Here is a 23,713-nt window from a genome sequence, read left to right as displayed (position 1 = left end):
ATCAGAACTTCAGCAGGTTGGCGTCGTCGACCGAGGTCGAGCGGCGGGCGCGGAAAATGGTGATGATGATGGCCAGTCCCACCACGACCTCGGCCGCGGCGACCACCATCGTGAAGAAGGCGAAAACCTGACCGTCGAGGTTCGCGTGCATCCGGGCGAAGGTCACGAACGCGAGATTGACCGCATTGAGCATCAGCTCGATGCACATGAACACGATGATGGCGTTGCTCCGCAACAACACTCCCGCGGCGCCGATCGTGAACAACAGCGCGGACAGGAACAGATAGTTCTCGGGATTCACCGGGTACCTTCCTCGTCGGCCGGGCGATCGGTGGGATGCCCGGCGCCGGGGGCCGGGGTATCTCCGGTACCGGGCGGCGCGGTATCGCCGGCGGGACGTTCCGCGGTCGGCGCACCGACCGACAGGATCGCCGCATCGGTCAGTGCCCGGGTGCGGCGATGCCGCAGGATGGTCGAGACGGACAGTTCCTCGAAGGAGCCGTCCGGGAGCCGGGCGGGGATATCGACGGCGTTGTGCCGGGCATAGAAACCGGGTGTCGGTAGCGGGGTCGGCCGGTGTCCGGGAACGCGGAACCGCCGCCGGGACAACTCGCGCTGGCCGAGTTTGGGGACGAACTGTTCGCGGTGCGCCAGCAGCATGGCGCCGATGGTGGCAGCGATGAGCAGGGCTCCAGTGAGCTCGAACGCCCACACATAGCGTACGAAGATCAACTCGGCGAGCGCGCCGATCACGTCCTGACCGGGGAAACCGGTGGCGGGGAAGGCGATATCGGACCGCCGGATACCGTGCGCGATCCCGGTGCACAGCAGGATGCCGAAGCCGATACCCACTACGGCGGCGGCGATACGCTGCCCGCGCAGGGTTTCTCGCAGGGATTCCGCGGAATCGACGCCCACCAGCATGAGGACGAACAGGAAGAGCATCATGACGGCGCCGGTGTACACGACGATCTGGACGACACCGAGGAACAGCGCATCCTGGGCGATATAGAAAACCGCCAGGCTGATCATGGTGGCGGCCAGGCAGATCGCCGAATGTACGGCCTTGGCCGCGAAAACCATACCCAGCGCGCCGACTACCGCCAGCGGTGCCAGGATCCAGAACTGGACGGCCTCGCCGGTTCCTGTCTCGGTGAGCGGAGCGGCTGCCAGGAATGCGGTTGCCGGACTCATCGGGTGCCTCCCTGTGCCGTGCCGGCGACGGGCCGCTCCGTATCGCCGTGTACCCGGCCGAGGTAGTAGTCGGCCTCCGTGGTGCCCGGCTGCATGGCGTGTGGCGGGGCCTGCATATCCGGTGCCAGGGGCGCGAGGAGCCGGTCTTTTTCGTAGATGAGGTCGGCCCGGTTGTCGTCGGTGAGTTCGTAGTCGTTGGTCATGGTGAGCGCCCGGGTGGGGCAGGCCTCGATGCACAGGCCGCAGCCGATACAGCGCAGGTAGTTGATCTGATACACCTGGCCGTAGCGCTCACCGGGGGAGTAACGCTCCTCCTCGGTGTTATCGGCGCCCTCGACGTAGATCGCGTCGGCCGGGCAGGCCCAGGCGCACAGTTCGCAGCCGATACATTTCTCCAGCCCGTCCGGGTGCCGATTGAGTTGGTGCCGGCCGTGATATCGCGGCGCGGTGGGCACCTTTTCCTCGGGATAGAACTCGGTATTGGGCTTCTTGAACATGGTGCCGGCGGTGACCGCGAAACCCGCCAGCGGTTCGAAGAACCCGGGCGAGAGGGTGATGGTGGAGGTGCGTTCGGGAAGCGGCGGGGTCGGGAAGCCGAGGAAAACCTCGGAACCGCTCGGCTGCCCCGTGGTGGGGGCGGCGATACCGTCGTCCGGCGGGAACTCCGGAGCCGGGGCGGGTACGCGGCCGGCGCGCAGGAACAACCCGACCAGCAGTGCGGTCACCAGCAGACCGGCGATCACCAGGATCGGCGTGGCTGCCGTATAGCCTTCGAGATCGAGAACGCGGGCGGTGGCGACGACCATCACCCATGCCAGCGAGGCCGGAATCAGCAGCTTCCAGCCGAGGTTCATGAACTGGTCGTAGCGCAGCCGCGGCAGGGTGCCGCGCAACCAGATGAAGACGAACAGGAATATCCACACCTTGGCGGTGAACCAGAGCAGCGGCCACCAGCCCGAATTGGCGCCCTCCCAGAGGTTGATCGGGAACGGGGCGCGCCAGCCGCCCAGGAACATGGTGGTCGCCAGCGCGGACACCGTCGCCATATTCACGTACTCGGCGAGCATGAACATCGCGAACTTCAGCGACGAGTATTCGGTGTGGAAGCCGCCGACGAGTTCGCCTTCGGCTTCGGGGAGGTCGAACGGGGCGCGGTTGGTCTCGCCGACCATGGAGATGCAGTAGATCAGGAACGACGGCAGCAGCAGGAACACATACCAGGTGGGTTGCTGCGCGGCGATGATGCCCGAGGTCGCCATGGTGCCGCCGAGCAGGAATACGGCCGCGAAACACAGCGCCATGGCGATTTCGTAGGAGATCACCTGGGCGGTCGAGCGCAGGCCGCCCAGTAGCGGGTAGGTCGAACCGGAGGCCCAGCCGGCCAGCACGATTCCGTACACCCCGATCGAGGTGATCGCCAGAATGTAGAGCACACCGACGGGCAGGTCGGTGAGCTGCAGCGCGGTGGGATTCCCGAGGATCGACACCTCCGGCCCGAACGGGATCACCGCGAAGGCCATCACGGCGGCGATCACCGAGATGATCGGGGCGAGAACGAAAATGGGTTTATCGACGATCGCGGGGACGATGTCCTCCTTGAACGCCATTTTCACCCCGTCGGCCGCGCTCTGTAGCAGACCCTTGGGGCCGACCCGGTTGGGTCCCACCCGCATCTGCATCCAGGCGACGACCTTGCGTTCCACCAGGACCCCGAACAGGACGGTCAGCAGCAGGAACACGAAAATGGCGACGGCCTTGGCGGCGACCAGCCACAGCGGGTCCAGGCCGAAAAGGGACAGATCAGTCATGGTCGGATGCCTCCGTCCGTTCGGCGCGCCGTACGGTGACGACGCTGCCCGGTCCGGCGCCCAGATCGGTGTGTACCGAACAGCCGGGTGAATTCATCGGCAGCCACACCACCCTGTCGGGCATGGGCGTAACCGCCAATGGCAGAGTGACCGTGCCTTTCCCGGTGCCGACCGTGACCCGATCGCCGTCGGCCACGCCCGATTCCGCAGCGGTGGCCGCCGACATACGGGCGACCGGCGCCCGGGCGATACCCGCGAGATTCGGCTCACCGTCCTGTAGCCGGCCGCGGTCGAGCAGCATCCGCCAGCCGGCCAGGACCGCGGATCCGGCAGGGGGCGCGGGCACCCGGCCGGCCGGATACGCGGGCGCAGTGGTGGTGGCTCCGGACCAGCCGGTGAGCCGGTCGAGTTCGGCGCGGGCGGCAGCGGTATCGGCCAGGCCGAGCGCAACACCGAGTTCCGCGGCGAGGCTGTGCAGTACCCGCTGGTCCGACATGGGCGCCGCGGTACGGCGCACCGTGCTGTCGGTCAGTGCCGCGGCGAACGGCCGTGGGCGACCCTCCCAGGTGCGGTAGGTACCGGATTTCTCCATCGCGGTCGCCACCGGGAACACCACATCGGCGTACGCGGTCACCTCGCTGTGGCGTTGTTCCAGGGAGATCACGAAATCCGCCCGGTCGAGCGTGGCCCGGGCCGCGGCCGGATCGGGCAGGTCGGCGAGTTCGACACCGCCGACGACGAGGGTGCCGACCCGGCCGGTGCCGTCGAGGATCGTCCCGGTATCACGCCCCGGCCCGGCAGGTATTTCGTCGACGTTCCAGACCTGACAGACCTGACGCCGGGCGTCGGAGTCGGTGACGGGCCGCCCGCCCGGGAGCAGGCCGGGCAGCGCACCCGCTTCCACCGCGCCGCGTTCACCCGCCCGGCGTGGCACCCACGCGAGCGCGGCACCGGTATCGGCGGCCAGCCGGATCGTCGCCGACAGCGCCCCGGGGACCGCGGCCAATCGTTCGCCCGCCAGGATCACCGCGCCGGGCTCGCGCAGCAGCCGCACCAGGTCCGCCGAAACAGGCTCCGGTACGGCCGCGGTCGCCGGCTCGCCGGCTCCGCAGAGAGCGGCGAGCGTCTGGGCTTCGGCACCCGGCACCGTCGGTAGCAGAGTGCCCGACATCCGTTCCAGACCGCGGGAGGCATACGGGGCGACGGAGTAGACGGGCATGGCCCGGGTGCGTGCCTGCTTCCGCAGCCGCAGGTAGACGATGGGTGATTCCTCCTCGGGTTCGAAACCTGCGAGCAGCACCACCGGTGCGGTGTCGAGACTGTCGTAGGTGACGGCGTCGGGATGGCCGGCGACCCACGCGCCGAGGAACTCGGCCTCCTCCGCGGAATGGGCGCGGGCACGGAAATCGATATCGTTGGTGCCCAGGACCACCCGGGCGAACTTCGCGTAGGCGTAGGCCTCCTCCTCGGTGACCCGTCCACCCGGCAGCACCGACGCATTCCCCACTCCGGCACGCAACCCGCGCGCGGCCGCGGCCAGAGCCTCCGACCACGAGCAGGGCGCCAGTTCGCCGTCCGGCCCCCGCAGCAGCGGCGTGGTGATCCGGTCTCGTTCGGTGGCGTAGGCGAATGCCCACCGGCCCTTGTCGCAGTTCCATTCCTCGTTGACCTGCGGGTCGTCACCGGCCAGCCGGCGCATCACCTTCCCGCGCCGGTGATCGGTGCGCTGCGCGCACCCCGAGGCGCAGTGTTCGCAGACACTGGGGCTGGACACCAGATCGAAGGGGCGGGCGCGGAACCGGTAACTGGTCCCGGTCAGTGCACCGACCGGGCAGATCTGCACGGTGTTCCCGGAGAAGTACGAGTCGAGCGGTTCGTGCTCAGCGGTGCCGACCTGCTGCAGCGCGCCGCGATCGAGTAGTTCGATGAACGGGTCTCCGGCGATCTGCTGGGAGAAACGGGTGCAGCGCGCACACAGCACACAGCGTTCCCGGTCCAGCAGCACCGCACTCGACAGCGGAATGGGTTTGGGGAACGTCCGCTTGACGCCTTCGAACCGGGATTCGGTACGCCCGGTGGACATGGCCTGGTTCTGCAGGGGGCATTCGCCGCCTTTATCGCAGACGGGGCAGTCCAGCGGATGGTTGATCAGCAGCAGTTCCATCACACCCTGCTGCGCTTTCTCCGCGGCCGGCGAACTCAGCTGGGTGTGGGCCACCATGCCCTCGGTCACCGCCATGGTGCAGGACGCCACCGGTTTGCGCTGACCCTCCACTTCCACCAGGCATTGCCGGCAGGCGCCCACGGGCGCGAGCAGCGGATGGTCGCAGAATCGCGGAATCTGGACTCCGATCAGCTCGGCGGCGCGGATGAGCAGTGTCCCCGCCGGAACGCTCACCGTGGTGCCGTCGATGGTGAGGGTGACCAGGTCGGCGGGTTGCAGATCGGCGGAATCGGAACGGACGGTAGATGTCATCGGATTACCTCTCCGGCCGCGGTGGAGGCCCAGGCGGTGGCGCGTGCCGGGTCGAAGGGGCAGCCACCTCGCTCCAGATGGGCGATGTATTCGTCGCGGAAGTACTTCATGGAGGACACGATCGGGCTGGCGGCGCCGTCGCCGAGCGCGCAGAACGATTTACCGTTGATGTTGTCGGCGATATCCAGGAGTTTGTCCAGATCGGCCGGGGTGCCGAGGCCGGCTTCGAGCCGGGTGAGCAGCTGCACCAGCCAGTAGGTGCCTTCCCGGCACGGTGTGCATTTCCCGCACGATTCGTGCGCGTAGAACTCCGTCCAGCGCAGGACGGCCCGGACCACACAGGTGGTGTCGTCGAAGATCTGCAGCGCTTTGGTGCCGAGCATCGACCCGTGCGCCATCACATTCTCGTAATCCAGTGGTACGTCGAGGTGTTCGGCGGTGAACAGGGGAGTGGAGGAGCCGCCCGGTGTCCAGAACTTCAGCTGGTGGCCTGCCCGGACGCCACCTGCGTATCCGAGAAGTTCCCGCAGCGTCACGCCGAGCTGTGCTTCGTACTGACCCGGCCGGGTGACGTGCCCGGACAGCGAGTACAGCGTGAAACCCGGCGATTTCTCGGTGCCCATGGCACGGAACCAGCTCGGTCCGTTCCGGAGGATCGGCGGCACGCTGGCGATCGACTCGACATTGTTGACGACCGTCGGGCTGGCGTAGAGCCCGGCGACGGCGGGAAACGGCGGTCGCAGCCGGGGCTGGCCGCGGCGACCCTCGAGCGAATCCAGGAGCGCGGTTTCCTCGCCACAGATATAGGCGCCGGCGCCCGCGTGGACGGTGAGTTCGAGATCGTATCCCGACCCCAGGATGTCGGTGCCCAGCAGTCCGGCGGCGTAGGCCTCGGCGACCGCGGCTTGCAGCCGGCGCAGCACCGGCACGACCTCACCACGCACGTAGATGAAGGCATGCGCGGCCCGGATGGCGTAGGCCGCGATGATCACGCCTTCGATCAGCGAATGCGGGGACGCGAGCATCAAGGGGATGTCCTTGCAGGTGCCCGGCTCGGATTCGTCGGCGTTGACCACCAGATAGTGCGGTTTCATCGTGCCGTCCGGCTCTCGGCCCTGCGGGATGAAACCCCATTTCATTCCGGTAGGGAAGCCGGCTCCGCCACGGCCGCGCAGCCCGGCGTCCTTGACCGTGGCGATGACCTCGTCGGGCGTCATGGCGAAGGCAATCGGCAGGGCGTCGTACCCCTGGTGTGCGCGGTAGGTGTCGAGCGTCCAGGAGTTCGGCAGATTCCAATATCTGGTCAGTACCGGAGTCAAGGTCATCGCGCACCGTCCGCACCGGTCTCCGGGACCTCGGGGGCACGCATTCCCTGTTCACGCGCGATATCCAGGCCCGCCAGTGTCGGGCCGCCCGGATCACCGTCCAGTACACCGGGGCGGGTGTCGGGGAATCCGGCCAGCACGCGCGCGGTCTCGCGGAAAGTGCACAGCGGTGCGCCCCGGGTCGGCCGGACCGATTGGCCGGCGCGGAGATCGTCGACCAGGGTCTTCGCCGATTCGGGTGTCTGGTTGTCGAAGAATTCCCAGTTCACCATCACGACCGGTGCGTAATCGCAGGCGGCGTTGCATTCGATGTGCTCGAGGGTGATTTTGCCGTCATCGGTGGTGTCGCCGTGCGCGATTCCCAGATGCTCGCGCAGGGTGGCGAGGATGGCATCGCCGCCGAGAACCGCGCACAGCGTATTCGTGCAGACACCGACGTGGTAATCGCCGGTGGGTGTACGCCGGTACATGGAGTAGAAGGTCGCCACCGCCGTCACCTCGGCGCCGGTGAGACCCAGGAGTTCGGCGCAGAAATCGATACCGGTGCTGCTCACACAGCCCTCTTCTGCCTGCACCAGATGCAGCAGCGGCAGCAGTGCCGATCGCGGTTGCGGGTACCGCGCGATGATCTCCTTCGCCTCCGGTTCCAACCGGGCCCGGACCTCGTCCGGATAGGGTTGCGGCCGCGTGCTCAGGCGCAGCAGGATCTCGGTCATCGGTCCACCCCACCCATCACCGGATCGATACTGGCCACGGCAGCGATCACATCGGCGACCATGCCGCCCTCGCACATCGCCGCCACCGCCTGCAGGTTCGTGAAGGACGGATCGCGATAGTGCACGCGATACGGCCGGGTTCCGCCGTCGCTGACCATATGCACCCCCAACTCCCCGCGCGGCGATTCCACCGCCGCGTAGACCTGCCCCGGCGGTACCCGAATACCCTCGGTGACCAGCTTGAAATGGTGGATGAGCCCCTCCATGGAGGTGCCCATGATCTTGCCGATATGCCGCGGTGAGTTGCCGAGGCCGTCGGGGCCCAGCGTGAGATCCGCCGGCCAGGCGATCTTCTTGTCCGAGACCATCACCGGCCCGGGACGCAGCCTGTCCAGGCACTGTTCCACGATCTTCAGCGACTCCTTCATCTCCTCGATCCGGATGAGGTAGCGGCCGTAGCAGTCACAGGTATCGGTGGTGGGGATATCGAATTCGTAGTTCTCGTATCCGCAGTAGGGCATGGCCTTGCGTAGATCGTGCGGGAGCCCGGTGGACCGCAGCACCGGTCCGGTGACACCGAGCGCGATACATCCGGTGAGGTCCAGATAGCCGATGCCCTGGGTGCGGGCCTTGAAGATCGGATTATGAGTGAGCAGATGTTCCATATCGCGGAGCCGTTTCGGCATCAGCTCCAGCAGTTCCCGTACCTTCGTGACCCCGTCGTCGGGGAGGTCCTGGGCGATACCACCGGGCCGGATATAGGCGTGATTCATCCGGAGGCCGGTGATGGCCTCGAATACATCCAGAATCAGTTCCCGCTCCCGGAAACCGAACAGCATCGGGGTGAGCGCACCGAGTTCCATACCTCCCGTGGCGAGCGCCACCAGATGTGAGGAGATGCGGTTGAGCTCCATGAGCAGTACCCGGATCACGGTGGCGCGCTCGGGGATATCGTCGGTGATCCCGAGCAGCCGTTCCACGCCCAGGCAGAAGGCCGTCTCGTTGTAGAACGGGGACAGATAGTCCATCCGGGTGACGAAGGTGACGCCCTGGGCCCAGTTCCGGAATTCCAGATTCTTCTCGATCCCGGTGTGTAGGTAGCCGATTCCGCAGCGGGCCTCCACCACGGTCTCGCCCTCGATCTCCAGAATGAGCCGCAGCACGCCGTGCGTGGACGGATGCTGCGGTCCCATATTGACGACGATGCGTTCTTCCCCGGCGCCCCGGAGCGCATCGGCGACCTCGTCCCAATCCTGGCCCGCGACCGTCACCACCGGCTGATCGGAATCTGTGCTCGGCGCGGCCGGGGTGGTACCGGTTCCGGAGTCGTCGTGGTCCGGCCCACCGGAAACACCGGGCCGGATATCGATTTCACTCATCAGCTGTAGGCCCTCCGCTCATCGGGCGGCGGAATGCGCGCGCCCTTGTATTCGACCGGTATCCCGCCGAGCGGGTAGTCCTTGCGCTGTGGGTGACCGCGCCAATCGTCGGGCATGGTGATCCGGGTCAGCGAGGGATGTCCGTCGAACCGGATACCGAAGAAGTCGTAGGTTTCCCGTTCGTGCCAGTCGCAGGTCGGGTACACGCGGTACAGCGAGGGAATATGCGGATCCGTATCGGGTGCCGCCACCTCGAGGCGCAGCCGCCGGCCGTGGGTGATCGAGTTCAGGTGGTAGACGGCGTGCAGTTCGCGGCCCGTCTCGTCGGGGTAGTGCACGCCGCTCACGCCGAGGCACAGTTCGAAACACAGTGCGGGATCGTCGCGTAACGCCCGTGCCACCGCCACCAGATGTTCCCGGCGCACATGCAGGGTGAGTTCGTCGCGGTCCACGACCACTTTCTCGATCGCCGCGTCGAAACCGGCACCGGTGTTCAGCGCGGTGCGCAACAGGTCGACGACCGTATCGAAATAGCCCCCATAGGGTGGGGGAGTACCGCCCGGCAGGGCGACCTCGTGCACGAGACGCCCGTACCCGGAGGTGTCACCGCTACCGGAGATACCGAACATGCCGCGGCGGCGGCCGATCACCTCGTCGTGAGGTCCGATGGGCTGTTCCGGTTCGACGGCTCGGCTGTCGGTGGATTCGGGACGGTCGGTGCTCATCGCAGCAAACCCTCCATCCGGATCGTCGGGGTCGTGGCGAGGGCAGCCTGCTCCGCCGCCCGGATCGCCTCGGCGCGATTCACCCCCATCGGGGTGTGCTGGATCTTGTCGTGCAGGGCGATGATCGCGTTGAGCAGCATTTCCGGGCGCGGGGGGCAGCCCGGCAGATAGATATCGACCGGCACCACATGATCCACGCCCTGCACGACCGCGTAGTTGTTGAACATTCCGCCCGACGATGCGCAGACCCCCATGGCCAGTACCCATTTCGGCTCGGTCATCTGGTCGTAGACCTGTCGCAGTACCGGTGCCATCTTCTGGCTGACCCGGCCCGCGACGATCATCAGATCGGCCTGCCGCGGCGAGGCGCGGAAAACCTCCATACCGAAACGAGCCGAATCGAACCGGCCGCCGCCGGTCGCCATCATCTCGATGGCGCAGCAGGCCAGACCGAACGTGGCCGGCCACAGCGACCCCTTACGCATGTACCCCGCCATGGCCTCGACCGTGCTGAGCACGAAACCACTGGGCAGTTTCTCTTCCAAACCCATATCCGACTACTCCCTGGGCTATGGGCCCGCGCCGGAACGCGGACCGCGGCTGATCGGAGGTTCGCGGCTCAGTCCCAGCCGAGGCCGCCACGCCGCCATTCGTAGGCGTAGGCGACCGAGACGTTGACGATGAACAAGGCCATCGCGACCAGGCCGAACACCCCGAGCGCATCGATATGGACCGCCCACGGGTAGAGGAACACGATCTCGATATCGAAAATGATGAAAAGCATCGCGGTGAGGTAGTACTTCACCGGAAAACGTTGTCCGGTAGTGCTTCCCGCGCCTCCGGCTACAGCATGCGGGGTCGGTTCGATACCGCATTCGTAGGCTTGTAGTTTCGCGCGGTTGTAGCGTTTCGGGCCGATGAGGCCGGCGATCAGGACCGAGATGATCGCGAACGCGGCGGCAACCGCGCCGAGGACCAATATCGGCAGTTCGGTGTTCACGACTGCGCTTCCCCTCCTTGCGAACTCCGGACCCGGCGGTTGTGCCGCGGGGCCCGCGTACGGGGCCGGGCGGTCGATGGGTACGGCCCGCGCCGCCGGTTCCGCCCCGGAATCAAGAATGGGCTGGGGGCAGATTTCAACGTCGCGGGTTATATATCATCTCCCGCGCTCATGTGAGCTACAGCACAGCCTACAACTGTCGCGGCAGGAAGAACGCGGATTCACAGACCGGTTTGATCGAATTCGGGACTGAGATTTATGAGCGAATGAACCTAATCGGCTCAGGCGGCCGGGCGTCGCCGCAGGAGGTCGACCACGATCTCGGTGAGCCGCAGCGGATCGATGGGATGGGACGCGACCGCCTCGGCGCGCGACCAGTTCGCCAGCCAGGCATCATCGGCGCGACCGGTGAGCACGATCAGCGGCGGGCATTCGCCGAGCTCGTCCTTGAGCTGTTTGGCCAGACCCATCCCGCCGACCGGCGCGGATTCACCGTCCAGAACGGCTAGATCGGCCGCGCCGGCGTCCATCCGCTCCAGTACCACCGGGGCGGTGGCGACCTCGAGATATTCGAGCGGGGGTAGATCCGGATGCGGGCGGCGCCCGAGCGCCAGCATCACCTGACTCCGGGTGTCGGCGTCGTTGCTGTAGACCAGGACCCGCAACACGGCGGGAGGATTCGCATCGGCCACGTCCGCATGGTACGTCCGCGACCGGGCGGTTGGGGGCAGCTTGGCCGAGATGGTCCGCGCGCGGCGCTGGTCTAAGCTGCCGGCGTGACGGACGAATTGGTCGGTGAGCTCATCGATACGGTGGCCTGGGTGCTGATCGTGGACGGGCGGATCCTGTGCGCCCGCCCGTCGGGTAAGGAGGTCTTCTACATCCCGGGCGGAAAACGCGAAGCGGGCGAATCCGATGAACAGACCCTGGTGCGTGAGATCGCCGAGGAGCTCACCGTCGCGCTGGTCGCCGAAACCGTCGAACCGGTAGGCATCTACGAGGCCGTCGACGGTACGGCCCGGGTACGGATGAGCTGCTACCGCGCGGAGTACCGGGGACAGCTGACCGCGAGCAGCGAAATCGCCGAAATCGCCTGGTTCGGCTACGCGGACCGACCGCATGTACCGCCGGTGGACCAGTTGCTGTTCGACGAACTGCACACGGCGGGTGCGTTGCACTGAATATCGGCGGTGTCTGTTGCGTCTGAGCACGGGCCCCTGGGGGGTACGCTGCGCTACCGTTCCGGGCCTGACGCGCTCAGGCGGAGCCGGCGAGCGGCTCCGCCGGCGGATCACCCGGGATTCGCCGTCAGATCGGGCCGGGTGGCCCGGTCGATCAGGTACTCGATCAAGCTGAGCAGCACATTCTTCGCCGATACCCGATCGCGGGCATCGCAGAGCATTACCGGCATCGAGCCGTCGAGATCGAGGGCGTCACGGACCTCGTCCACGGTGTAGCGCGGTGCCCCGTCGAAACAGTTGACCGCCACGAGGAACGGCAGCCCGCGGCGTTCGAAATAGTCGATGGCGGCGAAGGAGTTCCCGAGCCGGCGCGTATCGGCCAGAACCACCGCACCCAGCGCGCCCCGAGCCAATTCGTCCCACAGGAACCAGAAACGGTCCTGGCCGGGCGTGCCGAACAGATACAGCACCAGATCCTTGTCGATGGTGATCCGGCCGAAGTCCAGCGCCACCGTCGTGGTGGTCTTGGATTCGACACCCGACAGATCATCGATCCCGGTACTGAGTTCGGTGATCATCTCCTCGGTCCGCAGCGGCGGAATCTCACTGATCGAGGCCACCATGGTGGTTTTACCGACGCCGAAGCCGCCGGCGATGAGGACCTTGACCGACGCGGCCAGGGCCGGCGCCGCGGGGTCGATCCGGGCAGGGTCAAATTTTTCGGATTCCATCCAGTACCGCTCGCAATATGTTGAAGTCGCCGGGGCCGGACTCCATCTGCACCGGAGTCCGGAAGATCAGATGGCTGTCACCGATCAGATCTCCGACGAGAATCTTGGTCACCGCCAGCGGCAGTTTCAAGGCGGCTGCCACCTCCGCCACTGTCTGTGGTTCCGTGCACAACTGCACGATATCGAGATATTCGGGTTCGGTACGACGTAGTGGTGGGGCTCCGCGAGCTCTGACCACGATCGTGAGCATATCCAGATCGTGTCCGGCACCGACGGTCCGGCCCCGGGTGATCGCATACGGCCGCACCAGCGGTCCGGCATCGTCGTCGAACCAGGAATCCCGTGTACCGGTCATCGCCGTATCGCTGTTCTCACGGTTGCTGTGGTCGGTCCCCGGTTCCGCTGCGGGAACTGGTCGAGAGATGGGTACCGACGCGCTGTACGGTCAGGTTCATCTCGTAGGCCACCATGCCGAGGTTGGCGTCCGCTGCGGCCTGGACCGCGATACAGGCGTTATCGCCGGCGGAGGTCACGAACAGTACGGCTCGATCGAGTTCGATCACCGCCTGCCGGACGTTACCGCCCTCGAATCGTGCGCCCGCGCTGCGCGCCAGCCCGTGCAGGGTCGACGACATCGCCGCGAAATGCTCTGCTTCGGTGCGGTCCATTTTCGAGGAGTGGCCGAGCAGCATTCCGTCGGTGGACAGTACGACCGCCAGCCGGACCCCCGCGAGTCGCTCGACGAGATCGTCGAGCAGCCAGTTCAGGTCACCTTGAGTGGAAGTTGACACTTAGCCTTCCTGTTCATCCGGGGATGCGCCGTCCGGCGCCGGGGTCGCGGTGCCGGAATCCGTGGCGGGCAGAGGCCTGCGGCCCTGCCGGGTACCGTTCTCGATCGCTGCCATCAGATCTCGGGCTTGTTCGGCCGAGCGGGGCCGCGCCGTTGCGGCCTGCTGGGCGTCCGAAACTTCCGGTCGCGGTGCGACTTTAGCCTGCCTGCTGCGGCGTGGTAAAGCCGGACGACCGTCGGGCAGGACCTCCGGCTCGGCGGTGGACTCGCCGGTCTCCGCCGGCGCGGCGTCCGGAGGCGCCGGATCGGGGCGGGCGGCAGGCCGCGGGCGGTCCTCGACGAGGGTGGCCGCCGGGGCTTCGGCGCGCTCCTCGGGGGCCGGGGGCGGGACCGGGGCGGCCGGCCGCGTCAATCCCGGCAGCGGCGCGGTCTCCTCCGCGGGGTCGGTGAGCAGGGCGGACGGAACGATCACGACCGCGCGTACCCCGCCGTACTCCGATTCCCACAGCCGTACCGAGATACCGTGCCGGTGGGCCAGCTGCGCGACCACGAAGATTCCCAGGCGCGAATCCCGCTGCAGCGACGCGACCTCGAAATCGGGCGGGCTTTCCAGGATCTCGTTCAGCCGGTCGCGGCTGTCGGCCGGGATCCCCATGCCCTGATCGGCGATCTCGACGGCCACGCCCTTACCGATGACCGACCCGGTCACCTGGACGCGCGACTGCGGCGGCGAGAACGAGGTCGCGTTGTCGACGAGTTCGGCGAGCAGGTGGATGAGATCACCGACCGCGCTACCCGCCACCCGCAACTCGGGCAGCCGGGCCAGGCGCACTCGCGGGTAGTCCTGGGTTTCGCCGACAGCGCTGCGTACCAGGTCCACCAGTGGTACCGGGGTGCGCCACTGGCGGCCCGGTTTCCCGCCGCCGAGCACGATGAGGTTCTCCGCGTTACGGCGTTCGCGAGTGGCCAGGTGATCGAGTTTGAACAGTACGTCCAGCATGGCCGGATCCTCTTCGCGCCGTTCGGCCTCGTCGAGGATCTCCAGCTGTTTGTGCACCACGATCTGGCTGCGGTGCGCGATGTTCAGGAAGATCGATTTGACGCCTTCGCGGTTGCGGGCCTCGGTGACGGCGGCCGTCACGGCGACCGCGTGTGCATGCTCGAATGCGGTGGCCACCGCACCGAGTTCGTCATGGCCGAAATCGAGTGTCGCCGCGGCCGCGGCATCGTCGACTTCCTCTCCGGCGCGGAGCCGGTCGAGCATATCCGGCAGTCGCTCGTCGGCCAGGGCCAGCGTATGGTCGCGCAGCCGCACCAGGCGGTGGATGAACCGGTTGGCCAGTACCAGGGAAATCCCGAACGCCGCCGCGGAGATCACCAGGACAGCGAGGCCGATCAGCAGGGATTGCGTGGTGGTGCGGGCCGCGGCGTCCAGCGAGGCCTGCTGCATGACCACGTTCTGCTCGTCCCATAGTTCGAGCATTTCGTGATCGAGATGGTCGGCCGCGTCCTGCCACGCGGCGAACTGGGCGGGCGGCAGACCCGAGGAGTCGTCGTCCGCACTCGGGAGGCTGCGGGCGATGAGGGTGTTCTCGGTGCGGGTCAGCAGCTGCCACTGCGGGCTGCCGGTCAGATTGTTCAGCCGCTCACCGAGTTCCGGGGCGAGCTCGCGGGCCAGCAGTGCGGTTTCGGTGTGGTAGAAGCCGGTCTGCTGGATGTATTCCGCGGGCAGCGCCACCGGCCGGCCGGACCGCAGCGCCGCCCCGGCCAGCGCATGGCTACGGGAGGTCGCCTCGAGCGTATGCATGATGCGGGTGGCGAGGGTGAGTTGCGTGGCCGAATGCGCATCCGGCGCGAAGGACTGCGAGATCTGCGCACCGACCGCGAGCGCGTCGAGCAGGCGCGCGTAGAAGGTGTAGGCGTCTCCCGCGGAGACCGCGCGGCTGTCGACGGCGCCCCGGATATTTCCCAGTTGCTGGATGAGTGTGGCGAACGAGCCGACATCATCGCTGATCTGGTCGGGTTGCAGGCTGCGCAGCTGCTGCGAGGCGTCGAGGAGGCCACGTAGCGCCTGTTCGCTGTCGGGCCGGACGGCCTTCAGCGCATCGGCCGCGGCCGAATCACCGGCGAGGTAGGCCAGGGTGAGCCGGCGTTCGTTCTGAACGATCTCGTACACCGTGCGGGTGGGCCCGGAGGCCGCCCGCATCGCTTCGGTCACCTGACGGTCGTGCTGGCCCTGGTCGATCAGGTAGCCGGTCGCGCCCACACCGACCACCAACAGGGTCAAACTCGGGATGAGCGCGATCGCCAGGATCCGGGCGCGGACACCGAGCCTCGCTCTGAACATCGCCACAAGGTAACCTCTCGACCCGCTTCCGGCACATCGGATCCCATTGAACAGGACTTCCTTCGACCTCGCGACCGGCAGCGGTGTACGCCGCGCGGGCCGGCCCGGGATCGAGCTGTGGCAGCGGCTGCCGAGGACCGTCCGTGGGGGCCGGAATTCTCGCCCTGCCGCAGGAGGAGGGGTCAGCCCCGGCTACGTTTGCGGGTCTCGGAGGCGGCGGCCTCGGCGGCGCTGAGCCGGCGGGCGCGCAACAGGAAAACCGCGGTATCCGCCGGGGGTTCGTCACCGCCCGCCGGTGGCCCGGTATCGGCCGGGACGTCCACGGTCAGGTGGTCGCGTTCGAAATGCTTGTATGTCTGCTCGCTCATCCACAGTTCGGTATGCCAGGCCAACCGGCCGAAGAGGATATCGTCTTCGGCCGCCCGGAAATCGCGGATGGGCAGCCAGTCGGGCGCCGGTTCGCCCGTTTCCCGATGCGGCAGGTAGAGCAGGATGGGGCCGTGCTGTTCGATCAATTCGCGTAACGCGTTGCGGGCCCTGTCGGTTACCGCTACCCGGTCGCTGCGATACGCCATCAGGAACTCCGTGCCACGCCACGGCACCGCGGCGCTACCGATCCGATCCGATGAAACATTGCGCGCTCCTTGCACCTAGGTTTCCGGCGCCGGCACCGGCCGGACGCACCGATTCCGGCTCGCCGCAGCCCGGTATCCGGATCGCTACTTCGCCAGCACTTTTGCGAACACATTCTTGCGTATCCCGTTTTCCGGGGCGAGGGGGCGTGGGTGGTTCGCCGAAAATGCTTGTGGTATGAGGCAAATGGTCGCGCGGAAGCGATCGGCTGCGCGATTTTCCCGGTGCCGGGGAGGTGAAGGCCGTGGCAGCCGACTATTTCCGGATGAAGATACCGGCCAGATCGGCCCGCTCGATGGGGGTATCGGCATTGGCCTGGACCGTGCACAGGCCGTCGACGGCGGCCATGGACAGGTCCACATTGGTGCCGGTCGGCGCCTGCCCGTGCTGCTCCTCGAGGAACTTCGTGATGGTGACGCGTTTGGTTTCCTGGTCCTGTCCGATGTACTCGCGGCAGGGTGTGTCGCCGCCCTTGTTCAATGCCTGCTCGATCTCGGTGCACCCGGTCAGGGCGAGTGCGGCGGCCGCGATCAAGAGACCGAACCGGGCTTTCGTGGCGTTCATCGACAATCCTCCTGGTGGCTCGGACCGGCGCCGCGCCTGCCCGGGACGTGTACCCACCCTATGTCCGCCGACTCGCCGGTGTGGAGGCGGCGCGGTGCACCTGTGCGGGGTATGCAGAAGGTATGAGCTCACGGACGGAGTTCCGGTTCGGCGTCAACATGGTCGTGCCGGATTCACGCCACGACTGGGTACGCAAATGCCGCCGGGCCGAGGAACTGGGGTACGACGTGATCGGTGTAGCCGACCATCTCGGCCTGGCGCCGCCGTTTCCGGCGCTGGTACTGGCGGCCGAGAACACCGAACGGGTACAGCTGAACACGTTCGTCCTGAATGCGCCCTTCTACAACCCTGTGCTGCTGGCCCGGGAGATCGCCGGGACGGATCGGTTCGTCGAAGGCCGGCTGGAACTGGGTCTGGGCGCGGGGTATGTGCGCGAAGAATTCGATACCGCCGGTATCCCGTTCGGTAGCGGTGCGAGCCGGGTGGCGTATCTCGAGCAGACCGTGCGCACATTGCACGATCTGTTTGCCGATCCGGGCTACGAACCGCAACCCGCCCGGCCCGGCGGCCCGCCGTTGCTCATCGGCGGCTGGGGTGATCGGATGCTCACGCTCGCCGCCCGCTACGCGTCGGTCGTCGCGCTGACCGGGGCGGCGACCACGGGCGCCGGGACGCTGCGGCTTGCCGGGCCGCCGGCGATCGATGAACGGGTCCGGTTCGTCCGCACCGCGCTGGGGGAGCGTGCCGGTGAAGTGGAGTTGAACATCCTGGTCCAGGCGGTGGTGCCCGCCGGACGACGCGCCGAATTCCTCGACAGATACGGCCCGTTCGTGGACCCCGGGGTGCTGGCGGCGGTGGACGAACTGCCGACGGTGCTGCTGGGGAGTCCCGGGCAGATCGCCGACCGGCTGCGGGCCAACCGGGAACGATTCGGATTCGGCTACGTCACCGTGCTCGAACCCGATCTGGAGACTTTCGCGCCGGTCATCGCCGAATTCCGGTGATCGGGGAAGGTGGGTTGGGGCACCGGTGCCTGCCCCTTATAGGACGAATCGAGAAGTGAGGTAAGTATCACGTTCACCGGGTCTGCCGGCGGGGGAAATGCCGGGACTTCTCGGCCTGATGCATGACACATATCGGCACCTCCGCTGATATCGGCTACTCTCGGTTACAGGTAAAAGGTGCGTCTGTCATGATCGACGGCGAACCCGGCACGAACAGACGAGGAACGCAATGACGCGGCATATCGACGTACTGATCATCGGAGCCGGTCTGTCCGGTATCGATGTGGCCTGTCACCTGGAGAAGGAGAACACCGGGCGCAGCTACGCGATCCTGGAACGGCGGACCGCCATCGGCGGAACCTGGGATCTGTTCCGGTACCCCGGGATCCGCTCGGACTCCGATATGTATTCCTTCGGCTACGGCTTCCGGCCCTGGCGCGGCACCAAGATGCTCGCCGACGGCGCCGGTATCCGCCGCTATATCGAGGAGACCGCCGACGAGTACGGGGTTACCCCGCATATCCACTTCGGCCGGAAGGTGGTTTCGGCGAGCTGGTCCAGTACGGACAACCAGTGGACCGTCCGGGTAGCCGAGGAAGCAACCGGCGCCGAGGAAGTGTGGACCGCCGGGTTCCTGGCCGGCTGCACCGGCTACTACGACTACGACAAAGGCCACCGGCCGTCGTTCCCCGGGGAAGAGAACTTCACCGGGCAGATCGTGCATCCCCAGCACTGGCCCGAGGATCTCGACTACCGGGGTAAGAAGGTCGTGGTGATCGGCAGCGGGGCCACCGCCATCACGCTGGTGCCGTCGATGGTTCCCGATGCCGGCCATGTGACGATGCTGCAGCGTTCGCCCACCTATATCGCCTCGATCCCGGCCGACGATCCGGTCGCGATCGGGCTCACGAAGGTCAAATCCCCGGCCGGTCTCACCTACCAGGTCGGTCGCGCGCGCAATATCGCCGTCCAGCAGGCCAGCTATCAGCTCTCGCGCAAACAACCGGCCCTGGCCCGGAAGATGTTCCTGAACTGGGTCCGGATGGCGGTCGGATCGGGTATCGATATGCGGCATTTCAGCCCGGATTACGCGCCCTGGGACCAGCGACTGTGCGTGGTACCGGACGGTGACCTGTTCAAAGCCTTGCGCCGCGGACAGGCGTCCATCGTCACCGACACCATCGACACGTTCACCGAGAACGGTATCCGCCTCTCCTCGGGGGCCGAGATCGACGCCGATATCGTCGTCACCGCCACCGGCCTGACCATCCAGATCCTGGGCGGCGCCACCCTGGACGTCGACGGGGAACCGGTGGTGACGCGGGAGCGGGTCATGTACAAGGGATCGCTGCTCGACGGTGTACCGAATGCCCTGATGGTCCTCGGGTACACCAACGCCTCGTGGACCCTGAAAGCCGACCTCGCCGCGGAATACTTCTGCAAGGTGCTCAACCGGATGCGGGACCACGGCTACACCCGGTTCGTGGTGAACGCGCACGACAGCGACCGCTCCGAAGTCTCGGTGATGGGCGGCGCCCTGAAGTCCGGCTATATCCAGCGCGGCGACGCGGTGATGCCGCGACAGGGCACCGGCGGACCGTGGAAGGTGGTCAACAGCTACTTCCGGGACCGCGCCTACCTGCGTAAGAGCCCGATCGAGGACGGCATCCTGACCTTCACCGACAGCAACGGCCGGTCGACCACCGGTTCCCGCCGCCCCACCCGCACCGCCATGGACCGGCTCCCGCTGATCGGCTCGCGCACCGCCTGACGCCGGGGCGACCGCCGGTGGTACCGCGGGAAGCGCGGCCGACTGGGTAGGTTGATCGTATGACCGAGCGGTTGGTGATCGTCGGCGGTGACGCGGCCGGAATGTCGGCGGCTTCCCAGGCGCGCCGGTACCGGGAGGCCGGCGCCCTCGAGATCGTGGTGTTCGAACGCGGGCATTTCACCTCGTACTCCGCCTGTGGAATCCCGTACTGGGTCGGCGGGCAGGTCCGCGACAGAGACCAGTTGATCGCGCGCACACCGGCCGAGCACCGGGCGCGGGCGATCGACGTGCGATTGCGCAGCGAGGTGGTCGAACTCGATATCGAGGGCGGCCGCGTGCGTAGCCGTGATCTTGCGACCGGTGTCGAAACCTGGACCGGCTACGACCAACTCGTGCTCGCGACCGGCGCCCGGCCCACCCGGCCGCCGCTGCCCGGCATCGACGCGCCCGGTGTGCACGGGGTGCAGACCTTGGACGACGGTGAGGCACTCATCGCGACCCTGGCCGCGACGAGTGGTCGCCGCGCCGTGGTGGTCGGTGCGGGGTATATCGGAGTCGAGATGGCGGAGGCACTGATCCGCCGCGGTTTCGAGGTCACCGTCCTACACCGCGGGGCCGAACCGATGTCGACGCTGGATCCCGATATGGGCGCCCTGGTGCGCGAGGCGCTGGTCGGGCTGGACATCGTGGTGGCCGGCGACCGGGAGGTGACCGGCATACGGACCGGTGCCGACGGCCGGGCCCGCGCGGTGGTCGCCGGCAGCAGCGAATATCCCGCGGATGTGGTGGTTCTCGGGATCGGGGTAGCCCCGGAGACCGAACTGGCCCGCGCGGCCGGATTACCGATCGGCGGGCACGGTGGGATCCTGACCGATACCGCGCTACGGGTTCTCGGGTACGAAAATATCTGGGCCGGCGGTGATTGTGTGGAGGTACTCGATCTCGTCTCCGGGATGCGCCGCCATATCCCCCTGGGCACCCACGCCAACAAGCACGGCCAGATCATCGGCGCCAATATCGGTGGCGGTTACGCAACCTTTCCCGGTGTGGTCGGCACCGCGGTCAGTAAGGTGTGCGATCTCGAGGTGGCGCGAACCGGTCTGCGGGAGAAGGACGCCCGTGCCGTCGGCCTGCAATACGTCACGGCAACGATCGAATCCACCAGTCGCGCCGGTTATTACCCCGACCCGGCACCGATGACGGTCAAGATGCTGGCCGAACGCCTCACCGGACGCCTGCTCGGTGTGCAGATCGTGGGCCGGGAAGGCGCCGGTAAACGGGTCGATATCGCGGCGGTCGCGCTGACCGCTGGAATGAACGTTACGCAGATGACCGCACTCGATCTGGGGTACGCCCCGCCGTTCTCACCGGTCTGGGATCCGGTGCTGGTGGCGGCCCGCAAAGCCGTTCGCGCGGTTGGGGAGCGCGGATGAATACCTCCGCCCGGTCACCGCGTACTATCGTCGATCGTCAGAACGGAACGGGTCGAATGAAGGGGGGCGGTGTGCGGACTCGCGGTATCCGGGTCGGGGGGCGCCGGGAACTAGTCGACTGTGTGGTGGCCGGATGAACCCGGAGACGAATCCCGGGGGCGCCGAACCGGGCGATATCCTCGACGCAGTGACCGAACCCATGCCCGCGGTGCGCGATACCTTGGACACCCGCCGCCGGGCCGCGGCCGCGGAACGAACAGTTCCGCGTCAGGCGGTCACGCCGGGAATCCACCGGGTGGCATTACCGGACGACGGCCTGGCGGAAGTGGTCTGCGTGCACTGCGGGACCCAGGGGCGCGGCCCACGCTGCCCCGCCTGTGACCATCCGCATCGGCTTCAGGATCGGTTCGAGGCCGATCTCGGGGTGGCCGGGCTGGTCACCGACCGCGGAATCGTGCATGCGCGGAACGAAGATGCCGTGGCCGCGGCGGTTGTGCCCGACGACAGCGGGCAACCGGAGACCCTCGTCCTGGTGGTGTGCGACGGCGTGTCGTCGTCGCCGGATCCGCAGGCCGCCTCCGGGACCGCCGTTCGCACCGGCGTGGATGCCTGCCTCGCCGCCCTCGCCGAGGACCGGACTGCCGAGGAGGCCACTGCCGCGGGAATGGCGGCCGCGTCGGAGGCGGTGCGCAATCTGGCCGGGCCGGACGGGGACGCTCCGTCGTGCACCTATGTGTCGGCGATCGTGCGCACCGAGGCCGACGGCCGGGTATCGGTCACCGTGTCCAATATCGGCGACAGCCGTGCCTACTGGCTGGCGGCCGGAGACCGGGTTTCCGAACAGCCGGCGCAGCCGGGGCATCCCGGTCCACTCGCCGGTCCGCAGAAGCTGACGGTCGACGATTCGTGGGCGCAGGCGCTGATCGAAGCGGGTGCGATGGACGAGCAGGCGGCCATGGCCGATCCGCGGGCACATACCCTGATGCGCTGGCTGGGTGCGGACGCCGGGCAGCAGCCCTGGTCGGGCGACAGTATCCGCTCCTACTACGTGGACGGTCCGGGTTCGCTGCTGCTGTGCAGCGACGGCCTGTGGAACTATCTGCCCGGACCGGTCGAGCTGTCGCAACGCGCACTCGGGATGCCGACGAGCGACGGCGCGCGGGCGCTCGTCGACTACGCGGTGGTATGCGGGGGGAGCGATAACATCACGGTGGCTCTGGCGCCGATTTCCGGCGGCAGGTGACCGTTTTCCAGCCTCGGCGAATCTTCGGCAAACCCGACGGGGTTGCTGGGGTGGGGTCTTCGGTCGCCGGATCGGCGGTGCGGACACATGGGACATTTGCCTGTCCGCTGTGTTTGCAAGAGTGCGAAGTCGGGTACAAGTCCGGAAAGCCGGTGTGACCACCGAGGGTCGCACGGTGAGCACGTACGCACCTACCGCAAGGAGGTTCGTCATGAAGGGTGGCCTTTCCGCCGCTCCCGGAACAACCATGGTCACCACGAATCATGAGATCATCCGCCAGTGGGCCCAGCGGCGCGGTGCTGATCCGGCGACGACGCCCGGCAGTCAGTACAACGGCGAGGTGGGGGTCCTGCGCCTGGACTTTCCGCACTACGGTGGCGCGGTTCTCCAGCCGGTCAGCTGGGCCGACTGGTTCGCCACCTTCGACGCACGCAAGCTGAGCTTCCGTTACCAGGAACTCCGTGCCGACGGCACTCCGAGCAACTTCTTCCGTTTGGAGCATGCGCGCGACATCTGACAGTGAGTCATTTCACTCGGGGGGTTTACTTCGCAGGCATTGCGGCTACTCGTATAACCGGAAGGTTGCTCGAGTAAACTGAGTAGCGGGCTGTCGCGTCGGTTTGGGGATGCGAAACCCGCGCCGCGGCACGCCACGTGCGTCTGCAAGGGATTGAAAATTGAGCGCGAACCTGATGATCGTGGAAGACGACGACCGGGTCCGGGGTGCTTTACGCCTGGCCATGGAGGACGAAGGCTACGACGTCGCGGAGGCCGAGGAAGCCGAGGCCGCGCTCACCCATCTGCGGACGATCGGTGTACCCGATGTCATGATCGTCGATCTGATGCTCGGCGGAATGGACGGATTCACCTGTATCCGGGAGATCCGCCGCGATCACGACGTGCCGATCATCGTGGTGAGCGCGCGTGACGATACTCACGATGTGGTGGCCGCCCTCGAGGCCGGCGCCGATGATTTCGTCACCAAACCGTTCGAGATCAAAGAGATCACCGCGCGGATGCGCGCCCTGCGGCGCCGCGCGCGGCTGTCGGTGGAACGCGAGACGGCGCCGATCGAGGTCGTCCTGGACGCCGACCCCGTCACACCCCTGATCCTCTCGCCCGAAGGCGGCGCGGTACGCCGCGGCGACGAAGAAATCAACCTCACCATCACCGAATTCCGGCTGCTGTGCGAACTCGCAGATGCACCGGGCCGGGTCCTGAGCCGCGATGTCCTGCTGGAACGCGTCTGGGACCGGGGATTCTTCGGGGACGAGCGCATCGTGGATGTCCATATGCGCAGGTTGCGCACCAAAATCGAGCGCGACCCCTCCGATCCGCAGATCGTGGTCACCGTCCGTGGCCTCGGTTACCGGCTGGACGTGCAGCGCTGAAC

At 67.1% G+C, this 23,713-nt stretch carries 24 protein-coding genes; 7 read left to right on the top strand and 17 right to left on the bottom strand.

Annotated features, from left to right (window positions below):
* Position 1: 1 nt before the first annotated feature.
* From nuoK to ON22_RS13550, 11 genes are all read right to left on the bottom strand, one after another.
* Complete coding sequence (nuoK, locus tag ON22_RS13600; RefSeq protein ID WP_033241823.1) at positions 2 to 301, bottom strand: NADH-quinone oxidoreductase subunit NuoK; 300 nt, start codon at positions 299 to 301, stop codon at positions 2 to 4.
* Positions 298 to 1,194, bottom strand: coding sequence for an NADH-quinone oxidoreductase subunit J (locus ON22_RS13595; protein ID WP_051157597.1), 897 nt, complete (start codon positions 1,192 to 1,194; stop codon positions 298 to 300). Before ON22_RS13595 ends, nuoK begins: the two co-directional genes overlap by 4 nt.
* Positions 1,191 to 3,002, bottom strand: coding sequence for an NADH-quinone oxidoreductase subunit NuoH (gene nuoH, locus ON22_RS13590; RefSeq protein ID WP_033241824.1), 1,812 nt, complete (start codon positions 3,000 to 3,002; stop codon positions 1,191 to 1,193). Before nuoH ends, ON22_RS13595 begins: the two co-directional genes overlap by 4 nt.
* Positions 2,995 to 5,478 carry an NADH-quinone oxidoreductase subunit G gene (locus ON22_RS13585; RefSeq protein WP_051157596.1) on the bottom strand — a complete coding sequence of 828 codons (2,484 nt, stop codon included), beginning with the start codon at positions 5,476 to 5,478 and terminating at the stop codon, positions 2,995 to 2,997. The genes nuoH and ON22_RS13585 overlap by 8 nt, the downstream gene beginning before the upstream one ends.
* Positions 5,475 to 6,803: an NADH-quinone oxidoreductase subunit NuoF gene (gene nuoF, locus ON22_RS13580; protein ID WP_033241825.1), complete on the bottom strand. Its 1,329-nt coding sequence runs from the start codon at positions 6,801 to 6,803 to the stop codon at positions 5,475 to 5,477. The genes ON22_RS13585 and nuoF overlap by 4 nt, the downstream gene beginning before the upstream one ends.
* Positions 6,800 to 7,519, bottom strand: a complete 720-nt coding sequence (nuoE, locus tag ON22_RS13575; protein ID WP_033241826.1) for an NADH-quinone oxidoreductase subunit NuoE — start codon at positions 7,517 to 7,519, stop codon at positions 6,800 to 6,802. The genes nuoF and nuoE overlap by 4 nt, the downstream gene beginning before the upstream one ends.
* A complete protein-coding gene (locus tag ON22_RS13570; protein WP_081595552.1) occupies positions 7,516 to 8,898 on the bottom strand; it encodes an NADH-quinone oxidoreductase subunit D in 1,383 nt (460 codons plus the stop codon). The genes nuoE and ON22_RS13570 overlap by 4 nt, the downstream gene beginning before the upstream one ends.
* The gene (locus tag ON22_RS13565) at positions 8,898 to 9,623 is read right to left on the bottom strand and encodes an NADH-quinone oxidoreductase subunit C (RefSeq protein ID WP_033241827.1); all 726 of its coding nucleotides are present in this window, start codon (positions 9,621 to 9,623) and stop codon (positions 8,898 to 8,900) included. Before ON22_RS13565 ends, ON22_RS13570 begins: the two co-directional genes overlap by 1 nt.
* On the bottom strand, positions 9,620 to 10,174 hold the full coding sequence (locus ON22_RS13560) for a NuoB/complex I 20 kDa subunit family protein (RefSeq protein ID WP_033241828.1): 555 nt from the start codon (positions 10,172 to 10,174) through the stop codon (positions 9,620 to 9,622). The genes ON22_RS13565 and ON22_RS13560 overlap by 4 nt, the downstream gene beginning before the upstream one ends.
* A gap of 68 nt (positions 10,175 to 10,242) precedes the next feature.
* On the bottom strand, positions 10,243 to 10,623 hold the full coding sequence (locus tag ON22_RS13555) for an NADH-quinone oxidoreductase subunit A (protein WP_033241829.1): 381 nt from the start codon (positions 10,621 to 10,623) through the stop codon (positions 10,243 to 10,245).
* A 281-nt stretch (positions 10,624 to 10,904) separates the two neighbouring features.
* Positions 10,905 to 11,315 (bottom strand): Rv3143 family two-component system response regulator, encoded by a 411-nt coding sequence (locus ON22_RS13550; RefSeq protein ID WP_033241830.1) that lies wholly within the window; start codon positions 11,313 to 11,315, stop codon positions 10,905 to 10,907.
* An 84-nt stretch (positions 11,316 to 11,399) separates the two neighbouring features.
* Between ON22_RS13550 and ON22_RS13545 the strand changes: the two genes are divergently transcribed.
* Positions 11,400 to 11,804 (top strand): NUDIX hydrolase, encoded by a 405-nt coding sequence (locus ON22_RS13545; protein ID WP_051157595.1) that lies wholly within the window; start codon positions 11,400 to 11,402, stop codon positions 11,802 to 11,804.
* Positions 11,805 to 11,914: 110 nt separating this feature from the next.
* Here the strand turns inward: ON22_RS13545 and ON22_RS13540 are convergent, their stop codons facing one another.
* The 6 genes from ON22_RS13540 to ON22_RS13515 form a co-directional block, all read right to left on the bottom strand.
* Positions 11,915 to 12,535: a GTP-binding protein gene (locus tag ON22_RS13540; protein WP_051157594.1), complete on the bottom strand. Its 621-nt coding sequence runs from the start codon at positions 12,533 to 12,535 to the stop codon at positions 11,915 to 11,917.
* Positions 12,516 to 12,890 carry a DUF742 domain-containing protein gene (locus tag ON22_RS13535; RefSeq protein ID WP_033241831.1) on the bottom strand — a complete coding sequence of 125 codons (375 nt, stop codon included), beginning with the start codon at positions 12,888 to 12,890 and terminating at the stop codon, positions 12,516 to 12,518. Before ON22_RS13535 ends, ON22_RS13540 begins: the two co-directional genes overlap by 20 nt.
* Before the next feature lie 16 nt (positions 12,891 to 12,906).
* A complete protein-coding gene (locus ON22_RS13530; protein WP_033241832.1) occupies positions 12,907 to 13,326 on the bottom strand; it encodes a roadblock/LC7 domain-containing protein in 420 nt (139 codons plus the stop codon).
* A complete protein-coding gene (locus ON22_RS13525) occupies positions 13,327 to 15,672 on the bottom strand; it encodes a sensor histidine kinase (protein WP_033242398.1) in 2,346 nt (781 codons plus the stop codon).
* A 182-nt stretch (positions 15,673 to 15,854) separates the two neighbouring features.
* Positions 15,855 to 16,247 carry a DUF779 domain-containing protein gene (locus ON22_RS34635; protein ID WP_156052198.1) on the bottom strand — a complete coding sequence of 131 codons (393 nt, stop codon included), beginning with the start codon at positions 16,245 to 16,247 and terminating at the stop codon, positions 15,855 to 15,857.
* A 313-nt stretch (positions 16,248 to 16,560) separates the two neighbouring features.
* Positions 16,561 to 16,869, bottom strand: a complete 309-nt coding sequence (locus ON22_RS13515; RefSeq protein WP_033241833.1) for a hypothetical protein — start codon at positions 16,867 to 16,869, stop codon at positions 16,561 to 16,563.
* 122 nt (positions 16,870 to 16,991) lie between these two features.
* On the opposite strand from ON22_RS13515, the gene ON22_RS13510 reads away from it, so the two are divergent.
* The 6 genes from ON22_RS13510 (at position 16,992) to ON22_RS13485 (ending at position 23,711) form a co-directional block, all read left to right on the top strand.
* A complete protein-coding gene (locus ON22_RS13510) occupies positions 16,992 to 17,873 on the top strand; it encodes a TIGR03621 family F420-dependent LLM class oxidoreductase (protein ID WP_033242400.1) in 882 nt (293 codons plus the stop codon).
* Positions 17,874 to 18,102: 229 nt separating this feature from the next.
* Positions 18,103 to 19,644, top strand: coding sequence for a flavin-containing monooxygenase (locus tag ON22_RS13505; RefSeq protein ID WP_033241834.1), 1,542 nt, complete (start codon positions 18,103 to 18,105; stop codon positions 19,642 to 19,644).
* 59 nt (positions 19,645 to 19,703) lie between these two features.
* Positions 19,704 to 21,077: an FAD-dependent oxidoreductase gene (locus tag ON22_RS13500; protein ID WP_033241835.1), complete on the top strand. Its 1,374-nt coding sequence runs from the start codon at positions 19,704 to 19,706 to the stop codon at positions 21,075 to 21,077.
* Positions 21,078 to 21,210: 133 nt separating this feature from the next.
* Complete coding sequence (locus ON22_RS13495) at positions 21,211 to 22,320, top strand: PP2C family protein-serine/threonine phosphatase (RefSeq protein WP_051157592.1); 1,110 nt, start codon at positions 21,211 to 21,213, stop codon at positions 22,318 to 22,320.
* Positions 22,321 to 22,531: 211 nt separating this feature from the next.
* Entirely contained in the window at positions 22,532 to 22,837 is a 306-nt protein-coding gene (locus tag ON22_RS13490; protein ID WP_033241836.1) for a hypothetical protein, read from the top strand.
* A 160-nt stretch (positions 22,838 to 22,997) separates the two neighbouring features.
* A complete protein-coding gene (locus ON22_RS13485; protein WP_033241837.1) occupies positions 22,998 to 23,711 on the top strand; it encodes a response regulator transcription factor in 714 nt (237 codons plus the stop codon).
* Positions 23,712 to 23,713: the final 2 nt, after the last annotated feature.

Source organism: Nocardia carnea NBRC 14403, assembly GCF_000308515.1.
GTDB classification, from domain to species: Bacteria; Actinomycetota; Actinomycetes; order Mycobacteriales; family Mycobacteriaceae; genus Nocardia; species Nocardia carnea.
Note: the sequence above shows the minus strand (reverse complement) of the source record. Positions and strands in the feature narration are given on the sequence as shown.

Bases quoted from the DNA above. Each gene is read 5' to 3' on its own strand.
- ON22_RS13490 (WP_033241836.1), top strand. From the start codon at position 22,532: ATGAAGGGTGGCCTTTCCGCCGCTCCCGGAACAACCATGGTCACCACG.
- ON22_RS13505 (WP_033241834.1), top strand. From the start codon at position 18,103: ATGACGCGGCATATCGACGTACTGATCATCGGAGCCGGTCTGTCCGGT.
- ON22_RS13510 (WP_033242400.1), top strand. From the start codon at position 16,992: ATGAGCTCACGGACGGAGTTCCGGTTCGGCGTCAACATGGTCGTGCCG.
- nuoF (WP_033241825.1), bottom strand. From the start codon at position 6,803: ATGACCTTGACTCCGGTACTGACCAGATATTGGAATCTGCCGAACTCC.
- ON22_RS13500 (WP_033241835.1), top strand. From the start codon at position 19,704: ATGACCGAGCGGTTGGTGATCGTCGGCGGTGACGCGGCCGGAATGTCG.
- ON22_RS13535 (WP_033241831.1), bottom strand. From the start codon at position 12,890: ATGACCGGTACACGGGATTCCTGGTTCGACGACGATGCCGGACCGCTG.
- ON22_RS13560 (WP_033241828.1), bottom strand. From the start codon at position 10,174: ATGGGTTTGGAAGAGAAACTGCCCAGTGGTTTCGTGCTCAGCACGGTC.
- ON22_RS13540 (WP_051157594.1), bottom strand. From the start codon at position 12,535: ATGGAATCCGAAAAATTTGACCCTGCCCGGATCGACCCCGCGGCGCCG.
- ON22_RS34635 (WP_156052198.1), bottom strand. From the start codon at position 16,247: ATGGCGTATCGCAGCGACCGGGTAGCGGTAACCGACAGGGCCCGCAAC.
- nuoE (WP_033241826.1), bottom strand. From the start codon at position 7,519: ATGACCGAGATCCTGCTGCGCCTGAGCACGCGGCCGCAACCCTATCCG.
- ON22_RS13585 (WP_051157596.1), bottom strand. From the start codon at position 5,478: ATGACATCTACCGTCCGTTCCGATTCCGCCGATCTGCAACCCGCCGAC.
- nuoH (WP_033241824.1), bottom strand. From the start codon at position 3,002: ATGACTGATCTGTCCCTTTTCGGCCTGGACCCGCTGTGGCTGGTCGCC.
- ON22_RS13525 (WP_033242398.1), bottom strand. From the start codon at position 15,672: ATGTTCAGAGCGAGGCTCGGTGTCCGCGCCCGGATCCTGGCGATCGCG.
- ON22_RS13595 (WP_051157597.1), bottom strand. From the start codon at position 1,194: ATGAGTCCGGCAACCGCATTCCTGGCAGCCGCTCCGCTCACCGAGACA.
- ON22_RS13495 (WP_051157592.1), top strand. From the start codon at position 21,211: ATGAACCCGGAGACGAATCCCGGGGGCGCCGAACCGGGCGATATCCTC.
- ON22_RS13515 (WP_033241833.1), bottom strand. From the start codon at position 16,869: ATGAACGCCACGAAAGCCCGGTTCGGTCTCTTGATCGCGGCCGCCGCA.
- ON22_RS13570 (WP_081595552.1), bottom strand. From the start codon at position 8,898: ATGAGTGAAATCGATATCCGGCCCGGTGTTTCCGGTGGGCCGGACCAC.
- ON22_RS13565 (WP_033241827.1), bottom strand. From the start codon at position 9,623: ATGAGCACCGACCGTCCCGAATCCACCGACAGCCGAGCCGTCGAACCG.